The following is a 13,711-nucleotide window of genomic DNA, read 5'->3' as shown; positions in this document are numbered from 1 at the left end:
GCGAATCGACTACGCTGAGATCAACCATAGCAAGGAAAAACGAGATGAAAAAAACGGCCTTGGCATTATCCTGCGCCCTGTCTGCGCTGTGCAGCATTCCTACCGCACATGCGTTGGACGGCCTCACTTTGCAGATCGGTGAGTCATCGGAAAATACCACAACCTATCGGATTGGGGCGCAGTTCGAATTTGGCCGCACATTGTGGCAAAGCCAGTCGGGCGGGGTGCAGCTGGATGGTTACTGGGATGCCGGCGTGACCCGCTGGAGCAGTCTGGATGCGACCAGCCTGACGCTCACTCCCATGTTTCGACTGAGCTTCGGCGCCAGTGATGGTGGTGTGACGCCTTTCCTTGAAGGCGGTATAGGGGCATCCTACTTCACCGAGACCGACCTCGGCGATCAGGATATGGGCAGCAAATTCCAGTTCGAGGATCGCATCGGCGCAGGCCTGATGTTTGCCAGCGGCTCGGAGGTTGGGGTGCGCTATTATCATTACTCCAACGCCGGTATCAAGCAGCCGAACGACGGAATCGATATGGCAGCGCTGTATTATCGTCTGGGCTTCTGACCCACAGCGGGCATGGATGCCCCCTCTTCCAGCTTCATCTCTCTGTTCTTCTTCAGCTTCTTCGCCGAACCGGAGCATGTTGCTTCCGGTACAGCTGGGCAAAGCCGTGCAAGAGTGGCAACGTTATCGCCCAGGCCAGCGCGACAATCAGCAGACCCTGCCGCAGCTCTGCAGTGAATGACACATCTTCCCGTTGCATGATAGCAGCGTAGAGCAAGGGGCCGATAATGGCGCCCAGCAGACTGGCACGCCACCAGGGGCGGGCGCTCCAGCGCAATGCATGATTGAGAGTGGTGCCCAATAAGGCCCAGCCGAGCATCATCCACAGGGGGGCCAGTACCTCATGGCCGCGTACCTGCAGCCAACCCATCTGCAACATGAGCGAATCCAGTACCGTTCCGACCAGCATGCAGCTGACCACCAGTTTTCCTTCGGCTGCCCAGCTGCTGATGTAGCAGAAATGTATCAACAGGGCCGCACCGGGGATCAACAGCCAGAAGGAGTGGCCCGCCAGCACGCAGGCCAGCCAGCCGACGATAAACAGCAGGGCGTTGGCCAGAGTTTTACCAGTCATGGGGCGAATGTTCTCCATAGGACGGTGATTGTGTCGGGCGATCCTCGCCGAATCGTCAGTTGGCTGCAAGGGGCGCTGTTGATCAGGGTTGCCAATGAAGACGATAGCCATGGTGGTAGCGGCAAAACCCTTGGGAGCAGGGTACAATTCGGATTTTCGTACACCTGCCGACGATGATGCCACAAGGGGAAAGCCTGATGTCCGACCGAGGGGTCCTGCTACTGAATCTGGGTTCGCCCGCCAGCACCGAGGTGGCCGATGTGCGACGTTACCTCAATCAGTTTTTGATGGATCCCTGCGTCGTCGATCTGCCCTGGCCGGCGCGCCGGCTGCTGGTCAGCCTGATCCTGCTGCGTCGACCGCGCCAGTCCGCTGCTGCTTACGCATCGATCTGGTGGCAGGAGGGCTCCCCACTGGTGGTCATCAGCCGTCGAGTGCGTGATCAGCTGCGCGCACGCCTGGATATGCCGGTGGAGTTGGCCATGCGCTATGGGGAACCCTCCGTAGAGCAAGGAATCCTGGCACTGGCGGAGCAGGGGGTGGGCGAGATTCTGCTGATGCACCAATATCCCCAGTTCGCTGACAGTACCATCACCACCTCCGTCCGCGAAGCGCAGCGGGTGATCGCCAGGCATGGCTTGAAAGTCCGCTTGACGGTGCTGCCGGCATTCCATGATCGGGCGGATTATCTGGATGCGCTGGTTGCCAGTGCGCAGCCGCATCTGCAGCACGGCTTTGACCATCTGCTGTTCAGCTATCATGGCTTGCCTGAGCGTCATCTGCGCAAGGCCGACCCCACAGGCAGCCATTGCCTGGCGACGGCCGATTGCTGCGAGCGTCCATCGCCGGCCCATGCCACCTGTTACCGCGCACAATGCAGTGGAGTCAGTCGGGCGTTTGCCGAGCGGGTCGGTTTGCAGCCGGGGCAGTGGACCATGGCTTTTCAGTCGCGTCTGGGCCGTGACAAATGGATCGAGCCATACACCGAAGCGATGTTGGATGAGCTGGCCGCCAGTGGCGTCAAACGTTTGCTGGTGATGTGTCCGGCATTCACCGCCGATTGCATCGAAACCCTGGAGGAGATTGGTGACCGGGCGCGCGAGCAGTTTCTGAATGCCGGTGGCGAAGAGCTGGTATTGGTGCCCTGCCTGAATGATCACCCGCAATGGATGGATACCTTGGCCGATTGGGCGCGCAACGAGCCGGTCAGTGCTTGATATATCGCCCAGAGGAATGGTTCAGGCGCGCCTGAACCATTCCGCCAGTGCCAGATGCAGCCCCAGGCCGATCAGTACGACGCCCATCAGACGATCAAACCAATGTCCCATGCGAGTAAAGGCGTGGCGCACCCCGGGCTGGCTGAACAACAAGGCAACCAGACAGAACCACAAGGTGGTGGCTATCGCCAGGTAAAGGCCATAACCCGCCTGAACCAGCGTGGGAGTCTGTGGGCTGATAATCAGGGTGAATACTGACAGAAAGAACAGCGTCGCCTTGGGATTCAGGCCATTGGTGACAAAGCCGTTGATGAAGGCCTTGGTCGGCGGCATGTTGATCGGTGCGGCGGCCGTCTCGCCATCAACGACAGGCTGAGGGCGGGTACGCAGGGCCTTGATGCCAAGATACAGCAGATAGGCGCCAGCCAGCAGTTTCAGCATGTTGAACAGCCATACCGACTGGGACACAATGATGCCAATGCCCAGCAGCGAATAGGCCACATGCAGAAAGATGCCCACGCCGATGCCCAGCGCGGTGATCAGCCCGGTCTGTCGCCCGGCGCTGACGCTGTTGCGGATCACCACGGCAAAGTCCGGGCCGGGGCTGGCCACGGCCAGCAGGTGGACCATCGCCACCAATAGAAACTCGTTCAGATACAATGCACTGCTCCGGCCAAAAACAGCCATTCTAAACCTCCTGCCCTAGTCTAAACAGGTACCGAAATGAAAAAACTGTCAGTGGTATTTCTGGATCAAGCGTCCCTGGATCAAGACGACCTGGATATGCAGACACTGCATGATGCTGCCGCAAAATTGACCTTGTATCCGGTGACCGCCGCAGACCAGGTCGCGGCGCGCGTGGCGGACCATCAAGTGGTCATCACAAACAAAGTGGTCATCGATGAGCAGGTCATGCAAGCCTGCCCCGAGCTGAAGCTGATTCTGGTGGCGGCGACTGGTACCAATAATGTGGATCTGCAAGCGGCACAGCGACGCGGCATCACCGTATGCAATTGTCAGGCGTATGGCACGCCGTCTGTGGCTCAGCACGCCTTGATGCTCATGTTGGTACTGGTTACCCGCTTCGAATCCTACCGTCAGGCGGTGCGCGACGGCGCCTGGCAGCGCAGCAACCAGTTCTGTCTGCTGGATTATCCGATTGGCGAATTATCCGGGCGCACGCTGGGTATTCTTGGCTACGGCGAACTGGGTCAGGAAGTCGGACGACTGGCCAGTGCCTTCGGTATGCGCATTCTGGTTGGCTCATTGCCGGGCCGCGAGCATCCGGATCGCCCGAATCTGGCAGAGCTGCTGCCTCAGGTGGATGTGCTCAGCCTGCATTGCCCGCTTACCGAGCAGACTCGTCATCTGATCGGTGCCGAGCAGCTGGCGCTGATGAAGCCTGGCAGCTTGCTGATCAATGCCGGGCGTGGCGGGCTGGTGGATGAGCAGGCGCTGGTCGACAGCCTGCGTAGCGGCCATTTGGGTGGCGCCGGATTCGATGTGCTGACGACCGAGCCGCCGGTGAACGGCAATCCGCTGCTCGACAACTCGGTGCCTAATCTGGTGGTAACGCCCCACAGTGCCTGGGGTAGCCGGGAAGCGCGTCAGCGTATTCTGGGGCAGCTGGTGGAAAACCTGACCGATGACGAGCAGCGTGCGAGTCGTAGCGTGGTCTGAGTGAACTGACCCGCAAATTGAAAATAACCACCTATTTGAGTGATGCAGCTGACTTCGATCATCGTTAGATTTCCGGCTTCTATCAGGAGCAGGCTTTCCCTGAGCAATTGTCTGCTACTGAGGAAACTGCCATGGGCAAGGAACGACCGACGCGTCGTCTGCTGATCCGGATAGGGAGTTCAGCGGCTGTCACCCAGCGTGGTGCCAGCCTGCTGGAGGTGCTGATTGCGGTACTGGTGCTGGCGGTCGGGGTGTTGGGCGCCGTATCTCTGCAAGTCAATGCGCTGCGCTACAACGCCAGCGCCGCGTACAATACCCAGGCCAGCTTTCTCGCCTACGATATCCTTGATCGCATGCGAGCCAACGCTGATAACCTTGCCAGCTACGCCATCAACGTCAATTCAACCTGTGCCGCAGGAAACTCGGGCTCGTCGATCCTGGCGGTTGATCGTCAGGACTTTGCGCACGCCGTCAGTTGTCTGCTGCCGGGCGGCTACGGCAGTGTCGTTATCAACGGTAATCACGCTACCGTGACCGTGGGCTGGTCGGAAGAGCGCATCGTGGCCGCTGGCGGCAATACCCAATTTATCGTCTCCTCAATGATCCGGGGTGACCTGTGAGTTGCCGGGCCGCGCCCCGGCCGCAGCAGGGCTTCGGGCTGATCGAGCTGATGATCGCCATGACGCTCGGGCTGATCCTGGTGCTCGGCGTGTCGCAGATATTCATTGCCGGCAAGCAGAGCTTCGTGGTGCAACAGCACACTGCCGCGCTGCAGGAGAATGCCCGCTTCATCCTCAGCCGAATCAGCAGGGACCTGCGTCAGGCGGGTATGTTCGGTTGCCTGAATGTAGCTCGCCTGCCGGCGACTACGCGTAACCAGCTGCCGGTAGAGTTCGCCGTTCCCATCAGTTTTGCCAATGACGTACTCAAGGTGATTACCGCAGTGCCGGTACACGATGGCATAACGACCACCGGAACGCGCCAGGCTGCCGATTATGGCGCTCGATGGCTACTGGCAACCAACTGCCTTGATGAGCTGCGTATCGCTGCGGGGAGCAACAGTCTGCAGGTTGAACCGGGTGATTTCGTCATCCCCATCCGCCAGGTCGAATATCGGCTGGACCGGCATCGGGTGCAGACCCGTCTCAATGGCAACGGCAATTTCGAGGTGCTGATCGACGACGTCGCCGGTTTCGATATGCAATTCGGCCTGGCCGCCACGCCGGAACAGCGCGCGGTCGATGGCGCTTATGTCACCAACGTTGCAGCGGCAGACAATGAGCGTATTCGCAGCGTCCGTGTCGCCCTCAGTCTGAGTGATAACCCGGCCAATACCGCCGATGGCAAGGTCCGTGTTCAGCAATACACGCTGGTGACCGCGCTGCGCAATCGTCTGGATTGAAGGGAGAGGGACGGCTCATGACCCAGGATAACCCGCGGCACATCCAGACCGGTTCGGCTCTGATCATCAGCCTGGTTTTCCTGCTGCTGATGACGATCACCGCGCTGGCCGGCATCAGAACGTCCACTGGCCAGGAGCGTATGGCGTTCAACGTCAAACTGAAGAATGACAGCTTCCAGGCAGCGGAAAGCGGCATGCGCCATGTCGAGGAGCAGATTCGCCGGAATGCGCTGCCATTGCCGGTGGTCGTATGCGCTCGGGCTGCCTGCGGGCTCCCGTCCACAGCGCTTGATCCGGATCATCTATCTGCTCCGGGCCCGGACTGGAGTCAGGTGCCCTCATCGGTGGCCGGCAATGGCATGGCCACCTGGTATCGCATTGTGCGGCTGGGTGACAGCGCGATGCCGGCGAATCTGTTCGCCGAAGCGCCAAGCACCCTGTATCGGATTTCTGTGGTCAGCCACAAGGGCCCCACACGGACGGTTCTGGAGAGTATTTATGCATTCACACGGATTTGAAGCGCGCCGACTGTACAGTCTTGCCGCCGGGCTGGCGCTTGGGCTCGTCACGGTATTGCCAGCGCAGGCCTTTGCGCCCCTGAGCGGACCGGTACTGTCGGCTTCGGCGGTGGCGCCCAATGTGGTGGTGTTGTTCGACAACTCGTCCAGCATGGTGATGAACAGGGTCGATGGGCAGACCCGTCTGGATATCGCCCGGGATGTCACCAAGGAAGTGATCGCCGCCAACCGAGGTGTTCGGTTCGGTCTGTTCACCTTTCGCGAAGCCATGATGAGCGATCCGGGGCCCGGCGGTATGCTGCGGGTGGACGCGGGAAGTCTTGAGGCAGGCTCGACAACAGGGGAAACCCGCTTCAATCAGATCAACCAGGCATTGGATGCGCTGAACCCGGCTGCAAACAGCAATCTGACCTGGACTCCATTGGCCGAATCCTACTATGAAGTCACCCGGTACCTGCGAGGGATGCGCGCCTTCTATCCACAAAGCCAGGCTGAGGCCCAGCGCGATGTCTTCCGCAGCCCGATTGAATATCGCTGCCAGAAGAATTTCGGTCTGGTGGTGACCGATGGTCTGCCGACCTACGACAGTGAATTTCCCGCTACGCTGGCGCAGGAGCCCGACGGCAACAACCTGGCTCTGAGTGGCACTTTCAATCTCCCGGATTGGGACGGCGATGGCGGGGATATCACCGCGTCGGAGGGCACCGAAGGTGGGACCTTCTATCTGGATGATATTGCCCGCTTTGCCTACGAAACCGATCTGCGCACCACAGGGACGGATCAGGCCGGGCAGAGCTGGAACGATCCGCAGTTTCCCTTGCAAAGCCTGCAAACCTATACCGTGGGTTTTGCCTTGGATGATCACCGGCTTCAGCAGACCGCGACGGCCGGCAACGGCCGTTACTTCACCGCCACCGATCGCCAGCAATTGAAGGATGCCCTCAGCAGCGCGCTGCAGGAAATCATCGCATCAGCAGGTTCCGGCGGTGGCGCAGTGACCGACAGTCAGCAGCTCAGCGCCGGCGTCAGCCGTTACTACCAGACCCAGTTCGACCCCGCAGACTGGAGCGGCAGTCTGCGGGGCTACAGCATGAACGCAGAGGGCGAGCCAGATACCCTGTTGTGGACGACCGACAACACCTTTGTGCAAGGTACGCAGTCAGGTGCTTTCCAGACCTGGCGCAATGCGCAGGGCACTGCCATGGCGGGCCCCGTCAACCTGGGGGCGGGTGCCTGGGCGGCACTGTCGCCCGCCCAACAGGCGACGTTGGATGCGGAAGCCGCGTCAGCGGGATTGACCGGCACCAATGCGGCGCAGCGTCTGCTCAACTGGGTGCGTGGCAGTCGTGACGCCGACCTGCGTTCGCGCAGTCGGTTGCTGGGCGATATCATCAATTCGGCACCAGTGATGGTGGGTGCCAACCATCATGTATCCGCCAATGGCACCACCGATTATCTCGCCTATCTGCAGGATCGAAGCTCCCGTATGACCGAAGCCATGGTGCTCGGTGCCAACGACGGCTTTCTGCGCATCTTCGATACCCAGGGCGCCCACCTGTATTCCTTTCTGCCTGCAGCCTTGCATGTCGGACTGGGCACGCGGGCGCGTACCGATTATGGGGCCGGCAACCATCATAGGTCGGGAGTAGATGGGCGGATCGTGATTGCCGACGCCCCGCTGGGCGCGCACTGGAGCACGTTGGTTGCCAGTGGAATGGGCGCTGGAGGAAAAGGTGTATTTGTCGTGCGCCTGTTCGACGCAACGCAAGGCAATGGGGCGCGTGGCGCGCTCTGGGAAGCCAACGCCAGCCAGATAGCGGACATTGGCCATATCTATGGTCGACCCGTCATAGCCCAGCTGCACGGACGCAGCGTCCTGCTCACCGGCAACGGTTACGGTAGTGCAATGGATACCGGAGCGCTACTGGTTTTCGATTTGCAGAGTGGCGACTTGCTCACGCAACTGAATGTCGCCAGCCGGGCTGCGGCGCATCAGGGTAATGGATTGTCACCGCCGGTACTCCAATTCGATGCCGCCGGCGAAGTGCGTGCGGCCTTTGCCGGTGACCTGCATGGACAACTGTGGAAATTTGATCTGAGCGATCCGGATCCGGCCCGCTGGGCAGTAGCCCATAACGGCACGCCGTTGTTTACCGCAGCAGCTGGACAGCCGATCACTGTGCAACCGCAGATTCACCACAGCGTGGCGGCGGGTGAGGACTTGATCCTGTTTGGCACCGGTAAATTCATGGAAATCGGCGATCTGACAGATACCACGACCCAGACCTTCTATGCGGTACTCGACACATCGGCGCCACCCAGCGGCGGGCTGACTCCGGCGCAGTTGCAGCATCAGCAGATCGACTCTGTCAGCACTGATCCCACCAGTGGTCAAGCGGTACGTACGGTCAGTTCCAACACGCCGGACTGGAGTGCCCAGTATGGCTGGTACCTGCCGCTGATCTACAACGGCCGAGCTGAGGGTGAGCGGGTGACCCGCGACTTCGTTATCAGGAATGCGCGGGTGCTGTTCACCACTGGTTTCATCAAGACTGGCGTCACTGACCCCTGCATGACCCAGGCCGGTGGCTGGTTGATGGCGGTGACGCTGGGCACCGGTGGTATGCCAACCAGGCAGGTATTGGATACTGATGGCGACCGGGTTACTGATGATAATGATCTGCCAGCGGCGGGGTTGGAATTGGGCATTGGTCTGGCGGGTGATCTCAATGTACTGAACGAGGATGAGACGGGCATGCAGCCTGGCTGCAGCGGTGAAGTCTATGTGGTACAGGGCTCAAGTGACGTAGCTGTGGTGACTGGCCAGCCGCACTGTCAGTTCAACCGTATCATGTGGCGGCAGCTGCAATAGGGAGAAGGACCATGGGGAGCAGGACGCAGCAGGGGTTCACCTTGATAGAAGTCATGATCGTGGTGGTGATCATCGGGATATTGGCAGCAATAGCACTGCCGTCTTATCAGGAGCATGTGCGCCAGACCAGGCGAGCGGAGGTGTCGGCGCTATTGTTGGAGAACGCACAGATGTTGGAGCGTCATTACACCCGTAACGGCAGTTACGACAGCGGTACCATCAATGGGCTGATCAGTCAGAGTCCTTCCAGCGGAGCGGCAGTCTTCAGCATAGTGCCGACACTGGCTCCCGAGAGCTTTATTCTGACAGCGACGGCGGTAGCCGGAGGCATCATGGCCGGGGATGCCTGCGCAACCTATACCTTGAATCAGGTGGGGCAGCGCGCGCCAGCGGACACAAAATGCTGGCGGCGCTGAGCTGATTTCAATCAGCAGCAGGAGCTGCGAGAGGCTTTTCTGCCGGCAGCAGCAGGTTCATGACGATGGCCACCACACCGCACAGACTGATGCCCTGGAGAGTAAATTCCTGATGACCTATGGCCATGCCGCCGATACCGAATACCAGGGTGATCGAGACGATACACAGGTTACGTGCCTGGCTCAGGTCTACCTTATTATGGATCAGGGTGTTCATGCCGACCACGGCAATGGAGCCGAACAGCAGGCAGAGAATCCCACCCATCACGGGTACCGGCATGCTCAGCAGAACGGCACCGAACTTCTCGATGAACGCCAGGCAGATGGCAAACAGCGCCGCCCAGATCATTACCGCAGGATTGAAATTACGGGTGAGTATGACCGCACCGGTTACTTCGGAATAGGTGGTATTGGGCGGTCCGCCGAGGAAGGCGGCGGTGGATGTAGCCAGCCCGTCACCCAACAGGGTGCGCTGCAGGCCGGGCTTGCGAATATAGTCCTTGCCGGTTACCGAGCCAATCGCCAACACGTCGCCGATATGTTCGATGGCCGGGGCAATCGCGACCGGGATCATGAACAGAATGGCTGCCAGATGGAATTCCGGAAACATGAAGCCCGGGGTAGCCAGCCAGCCGGCATTATTGACAGTAGTGAAGTCCACTACGCCGAGTAGCCAGGACAGGCTGTAACCCACGGCAACACCCGCCATGATCGGCACCAGGCGGAACACGCCTTTGGCGTACACCGCCACGGCCAGCGTTGTCACCAAAGAGGCCATGGAAATGATCAGGGCGGTGGGATAGTCGATCAGCTGGACGCTGCCGTCACCGGATTTGCCGGTCGCCATATTCACTGCAGTGGCGGCGAGACCGAGACCGATGACCATGATGACCGGCCCCACGACCACTGGCGGCAGCAGACGATGGATAAAACCGGGTCCGCGCAGATGCACCAGCAGGCTCAACAGCAGATAGACCATACCGGCTGCAACCAACCCTCCCAGCGTGGCCGGCACTCCCCAGGTCTGGTTGCTGTAGAGGATCGGAGCGATGAAGGCGAAGCTGGAGGCGAGGAAAACCGGGAGTTGGCGTTGGGTTACAAACTGGAAGATCAGCGTGCCGATACCGGCGGTAAACAAAGCTACGCTTGGATTCATACCGGTGATCAGTGGCATCAGCACCAGGGCGCCAAATGCCACGAACAACATCTGCGAACCAGCCAGCATGCTGCGCCAACCGGTTGTATCCATGTTCTGCATCAATGCGCGTCCTTCTGACGGGTGCCGAAAATCCTGTCGCCCGCATCGCCCAGACCGGGGATGATGTAACCCTGTTCGTTCAGACGCTCATCCACCGAGGCGGTGAAGATTTCCACATCCGGGTGCGCGGCATTCACTCGTGTTATGCCTTCTGGAGCTGCAACCAGCACCAGCGCCCGGATCTCATGAGCCCCAGCCCGTTTCAGAAGGTCGATGGTAGCGACCATGGAACTGCCGGTGGCCAGCATCGGATCGATGATCAGCGCACGGCGCTGATTCAGCTCACTGACCAGCTTTTCCAGGTAGGTGTCAGCTTCCAGGGTCTGTTCGTTGCGTACCATGCCGATGACACTGACTTTGGCACTGGGGATCAGGCTGAGCACGCCGTCGAGCATACCGATGCCGGCGCGCAGAATGGGCACGACGGTGATTTTCTTGCCAGCGAGTTTCTCGACACTGACATCACCGCACCAGCCATCAATGGTGTGGTTTTCAATGGGCATGTCCTTGGTCGCTTCATAGGTCAGCAGGGCGGCGATTTCCTGAGCCAGCTCACGGAAGTTCTTCGTGCTGATGTCATTGCGTCGCATCAGACCAAGTTTGTGGCGAATTAGCGGATGGCGTATTTCTTGGATATTCATTGACAGGTTCCAGGGGCGGCTAAAATGCATTCGGGAACTTCTGGATGGACTGCAAGTGCCAGCGCGTCCAGAATTTCCGTAAGGTTAAACGAATGTTTTATGCTGGTCATCCGATTCTCTGTGCGCATTGGCCGGTTTACTTGCGCTGATGGCATTGGTGCAGTATTTTCGCTCCCCTTTTCATACCGCTCCGGAGGTTTTGCATGTCCACTGATCTTGACCATGTCAAGCAGGTCATGAACGAGGCAGATTGCTTGTACAACCATCAACAGATCGAAGACGCCATGGACAATATGGCCACCGAGATCACCCAGGCTCTGCAGGACAGCAATCCGATCGTCTACAGCGTGATGAATGGTGGGCTGATCATCGCCGGTCAACTGCTGACCCGACTGAATTTCCCGATGGAAGTCGGTTACCTGCACGCCACCCGTTACCGCAACAAGCTCTCTGGTGGCGAGCTGTTCTGGAAAGCGCGTGCCGAGCATTCGCTGGTCGGGCGTACGGTGCTGATCATTGATGACATTCTGGATGAAGGCCATACGCTGGCGGCCATCGTCGAATATTGCCGCGATGCCGGTGCTGCTCAGGTGCTGACCTGCGTGCTGCTGGACAAGTGTCATGATCGCAAGGCCTATGAAGGCATGCGTGCCGATTTCACCGGTCTGGATGTCGAAGACCGCTACCTGTTCGGCTTTGGTCTGGACTACAAGGGCTACTGGCGCAATGCTGCGGGTATCTACGCGCTGAAGGATCACTGATCCGTCTGCAGTGACATCGCCAACCTCGCACAGATCATCTGCGCTGCCCGTTCCGGTGTGGCAGCGAAGGTGCGCACATTACGGTTAGCGTCGAGTCCGGCGCGTCTGAGCTTGAGCCGGATCGGCGCCTTGACGCCTACCAGATACACGGCGATGTTGCGTTCGGCCAATCCGCGCAGGGCTTTCTCGAACAGCACCAGCGCGCTCATGTCCATGCTCGGTACGCTGCGCATATCGATGACCACATACCGGATCTGATCATCAAAACGGCTGATGGCTTCGAGCGCCTTGTCGGCGGCAGCGAAGAACATCGGGCCATGGATGTGATACAGCGCCACGCTGTCCGGCAAGTCCGCCAGGGCTTGATCTTGGCTGCGTGGTTGCGCACTACCTTCACTCAAATCTGCCATGCGCTTGATGAACAGTGCCGAGGCCAGCAGCAGCCCCACGCCCACGGCCAGAACCATATCGAACAGCACTGTCAGTAGAAGACAGATGATCAGCACCACCACATCCTGGCGCGGACCGACGCGCAGCATATGCAGTACATGGGGTGCCTCGCTCATGTTCCAGGCGACTATCAGCAGCATGGCCGCCAGCGATGCCATCGGCAGCCAGGCGAACAGCTTGGCCAGCAACACCACTGCCAGCAGAATGACCAGCGCATGTACTATCGCAGCAATCGGCGAGAACGCACCGCTGCGTACGCTGGTGGCGGTGCGGGCGATTGCCGCAGTGGCGGTGATGCCGCCGAAAAACGGCACAATCATGTTGCCCAGTCCCTGGCCTACCAACTCGGCATTGGGGTCATGTCGCGTATTGGCCATGCCGTCGGCAACCAGTGCGCACAGCAGTGACTCGATGGCACCCAGCATCGCCACCGCCAGCGCGGAGGGCAGCAGTTGCTGCAGCATTGCAAAGTTCACCGTCAACGGCTGGCCATCGGCCCCCGGCAGCGTCCAGGGTAAAGCCCACTGGGGTGCAAAGGGTGGAATACCGGCATGGACCACGCCATCAAGTTCATAGCTGAAGCGTGCACCGAGCGTAGCCACGGGGATATCCAGGGACAACAGCAGCGCGCCGAGCAGGCTGCCGGCGAGCAGGGCGATAAGGTGACCGGGAATGCGTCGGGTCAGGCGAGGCCAGAGAATCAGCGTCAACAAGGTGGCCGCGCCGACCAGAGTGTCGCCCAACTGGATCGAGGGCAGCGCGGTGACGAGCATCTGCAATTGTTCGAGGTAATGGCTGGGCTGTGCACTCAGCTGCAGACCGAAGAAGTCCTTGATCTGCAGCGTGGCGATGACCACCCCGATACCCGCAGTGAAGCCCATGACCACCGGATAGGGCACGAACTGGATCAGGCTACCCATGCGTGCCAGCCCCAAGGCCAGCAGGATCAACCCCGCCATCAGCGTCACCAGCAACAGCCCACCCAGTCCGTATTGCTGGGTGATGGGCAGCAGAATCACCACGAAGGCAGCAGTCGGCCCGGAGATATTGAAACGTGATCCGCCGCAGATGGCGATGATCAGTCCGCCGACAATCCCTGTATACAAGCCGTGCTGCGGCGCGACGCCCACGGCAATGGCCAGTGCCATGGCCAGAGGAATAGCAATGATGCCGACGGTGAGTCCGGCCAGCATGTCACTACGAAAAGCTGCAAGGGAATATCCCTGTTGGAAACTGTCCCGCAGTGCAACAAACAGCGGGAGTTTGAAGGAACGACCAGTCATGACCCATCCTGTGCTGACAACATTGGGCATGCCGCCACGACAGATATTGCTGTCTGCTGGGGAAGCTACG

Annotated in this window: 14 protein-coding genes; 9 read left to right on the top strand and 5 right to left on the bottom strand. The window is 59.7% G+C overall.

Annotated elements, in window-relative coordinates; translation table 11 throughout:
• Nucleotides 1–44 precede the first annotated feature (44 nt).
• Nucleotides 45–569 carry an acyloxyacyl hydrolase gene (locus INT39_RS20760; RefSeq protein WP_193075872.1) on the top strand — a complete coding sequence of 175 codons (525 nt, stop codon included), beginning with the start codon at nucleotides 45–47 and terminating at the stop codon, nucleotides 567–569.
• A 52-nt stretch (nucleotides 570–621) separates the two neighbouring features.
• Here INT39_RS20760 and INT39_RS20755 read toward each other — a convergent pair whose 3' ends face one another.
• Nucleotides 622–1,290, bottom strand: coding sequence for a DUF2878 domain-containing protein (locus INT39_RS20755; RefSeq protein WP_413468957.1), 669 nt, complete (start codon nucleotides 1,288–1,290; stop codon nucleotides 622–624).
• A 50-nt stretch (nucleotides 1,291–1,340) separates the two neighbouring features.
• Here INT39_RS20755 and hemH point away from each other — a divergent pair, with 50 nt between their 5' ends.
• Nucleotides 1,341–2,360 (top strand): ferrochelatase, encoded by a 1,020-nt coding sequence (gene hemH / locus INT39_RS20750; protein WP_193075871.1) that lies wholly within the window; start codon nucleotides 1,341–1,343, stop codon nucleotides 2,358–2,360.
• Between the two features lie 21 nt (nucleotides 2,361–2,381).
• On the opposite strand, the gene INT39_RS20745 is transcribed toward hemH, so the two are convergent.
• On the bottom strand, nucleotides 2,382–3,020 hold the full coding sequence (locus INT39_RS20745) for a LysE family translocator (protein ID WP_193075894.1): 639 nt from the start codon (nucleotides 3,018–3,020) through the stop codon (nucleotides 2,382–2,384).
• Nucleotides 3,021–3,083: 63 nt separating this feature from the next.
• Here INT39_RS20745 and INT39_RS20740 point away from each other — a divergent pair, with 63 nt between their 5' ends.
• The 6 genes from INT39_RS20740 (at nucleotide 3,084) to INT39_RS20715 (ending at nucleotide 9,248) form a co-directional block, all read left to right on the top strand.
• A complete protein-coding gene (locus tag INT39_RS20740; protein WP_193075870.1) occupies nucleotides 3,084–4,040 on the top strand; it encodes a 2-hydroxyacid dehydrogenase in 957 nt (318 codons plus the stop codon).
• Nucleotides 4,041–4,171: 131 nt separating this feature from the next.
• On the top strand, nucleotides 4,172–4,660 hold the full coding sequence (gene pilV, locus INT39_RS20735; protein WP_193075869.1) for a type IV pilus modification protein PilV: 489 nt from the start codon (nucleotides 4,172–4,174) through the stop codon (nucleotides 4,658–4,660).
• The gene (locus INT39_RS20730) at nucleotides 4,657–5,442 is read left to right on the top strand and encodes a PilW family protein (RefSeq protein WP_193075868.1); all 786 of its coding nucleotides are present in this window, start codon (nucleotides 4,657–4,659) and stop codon (nucleotides 5,440–5,442) included. Before pilV ends, INT39_RS20730 begins: the two co-directional genes overlap by 4 nt.
• Before the next feature lie 17 nt (nucleotides 5,443–5,459).
• The gene (locus INT39_RS20725) at nucleotides 5,460–5,960 is read left to right on the top strand and encodes a PilX N-terminal domain-containing pilus assembly protein (RefSeq protein WP_193075867.1); all 501 of its coding nucleotides are present in this window, start codon (nucleotides 5,460–5,462) and stop codon (nucleotides 5,958–5,960) included.
• On the top strand, nucleotides 5,941–8,832 hold the full coding sequence (locus tag INT39_RS20720) for a PilC/PilY family type IV pilus protein (RefSeq protein ID WP_193075866.1): 2,892 nt from the start codon (nucleotides 5,941–5,943) through the stop codon (nucleotides 8,830–8,832). Before INT39_RS20725 ends, INT39_RS20720 begins: the two co-directional genes overlap by 20 nt.
• An 11-nt stretch (nucleotides 8,833–8,843) precedes the next feature.
• Entirely contained in the window at nucleotides 8,844–9,248 is a 405-nt protein-coding gene (locus INT39_RS20715; protein ID WP_193075865.1) for a type IV pilin protein, read from the top strand.
• Nucleotides 9,249–9,255: 7 nt separating this feature from the next.
• On the opposite strand, the gene INT39_RS20710 is transcribed toward INT39_RS20715, so the two are convergent.
• Together INT39_RS20710 and upp are read right to left on the bottom strand one after the other, a co-directional pair.
• Nucleotides 9,256–10,506 carry a uracil-xanthine permease family protein gene (locus INT39_RS20710; protein ID WP_193075864.1) on the bottom strand — a complete coding sequence of 417 codons (1,251 nt, stop codon included), beginning with the start codon at nucleotides 10,504–10,506 and terminating at the stop codon, nucleotides 9,256–9,258.
• Nucleotides 10,506–11,147, bottom strand: a complete 642-nt coding sequence (upp, locus tag INT39_RS20705) for a uracil phosphoribosyltransferase (RefSeq protein ID WP_193075863.1) — start codon at nucleotides 11,145–11,147, stop codon at nucleotides 10,506–10,508. The genes INT39_RS20710 and upp overlap by 1 nt, the downstream gene beginning before the upstream one ends.
• 203 nt (nucleotides 11,148–11,350) lie before the next feature.
• On the opposite strand from upp, the gene INT39_RS20700 reads away from it, so the two are divergent.
• Nucleotides 11,351–11,908 carry a hypoxanthine-guanine phosphoribosyltransferase gene (locus INT39_RS20700; RefSeq protein ID WP_193075862.1) on the top strand — a complete coding sequence of 186 codons (558 nt, stop codon included), beginning with the start codon at nucleotides 11,351–11,353 and terminating at the stop codon, nucleotides 11,906–11,908.
• Here INT39_RS20700 and dauA read toward each other — a convergent pair.
• Complete coding sequence (gene dauA / locus INT39_RS20695) at nucleotides 11,902–13,641, bottom strand: C4-dicarboxylic acid transporter DauA (RefSeq protein WP_193075861.1); 1,740 nt, start codon at nucleotides 13,639–13,641, stop codon at nucleotides 11,902–11,904. The two genes, INT39_RS20700 and dauA, sit on opposite strands and share 7 nt — an antisense overlap.
• Nucleotides 13,642–13,711: the final 70 nt, after the last annotated feature.

Source organism: Pseudomonas sp. FME51 (assembly GCF_014897305.1).
The sequence above is the reverse complement of the archived record's forward strand: the minus strand, read 5'-3'. Positions and strand labels throughout refer to the sequence as shown.

Bases quoted from the DNA above. Each gene is read 5' to 3' on its own strand.
- INT39_RS20760 (WP_193075872.1), top strand. From the start codon at position 45: ATGAAAAAAACGGCCTTGGCATTATCCTGCGCCCTGTCTGCGCTGTGC.
- hemH (WP_193075871.1), top strand. From the start codon at position 1,341: ATGTCCGACCGAGGGGTCCTGCTACTGAATCTGGGTTCGCCCGCCAGC.
- INT39_RS20740 (WP_193075870.1), top strand. From the start codon at position 3,084: ATGAAAAAACTGTCAGTGGTATTTCTGGATCAAGCGTCCCTGGATCAA.
- pilV (WP_193075869.1), top strand. From the start codon at position 4,172: ATGGGCAAGGAACGACCGACGCGTCGTCTGCTGATCCGGATAGGGAGT.
- INT39_RS20725 (WP_193075867.1), top strand. From the start codon at position 5,460: ATGACCCAGGATAACCCGCGGCACATCCAGACCGGTTCGGCTCTGATC.
- INT39_RS20720 (WP_193075866.1), top strand. From the start codon at position 5,941: ATGCATTCACACGGATTTGAAGCGCGCCGACTGTACAGTCTTGCCGCC.
- INT39_RS20715 (WP_193075865.1), top strand. From the start codon at position 8,844: ATGGGGAGCAGGACGCAGCAGGGGTTCACCTTGATAGAAGTCATGATC.
- INT39_RS20710 (WP_193075864.1), bottom strand. From the start codon at position 10,506: ATGCAGAACATGGATACAACCGGTTGGCGCAGCATGCTGGCTGGTTCG.
- upp (WP_193075863.1), bottom strand. From the start codon at position 11,147: ATGAATATCCAAGAAATACGCCATCCGCTAATTCGCCACAAACTTGGT.
- INT39_RS20700 (WP_193075862.1), top strand. From the start codon at position 11,351: ATGTCCACTGATCTTGACCATGTCAAGCAGGTCATGAACGAGGCAGAT.
- dauA (WP_193075861.1), bottom strand. From the start codon at position 13,641: ATGACTGGTCGTTCCTTCAAACTCCCGCTGTTTGTTGCACTGCGGGAC.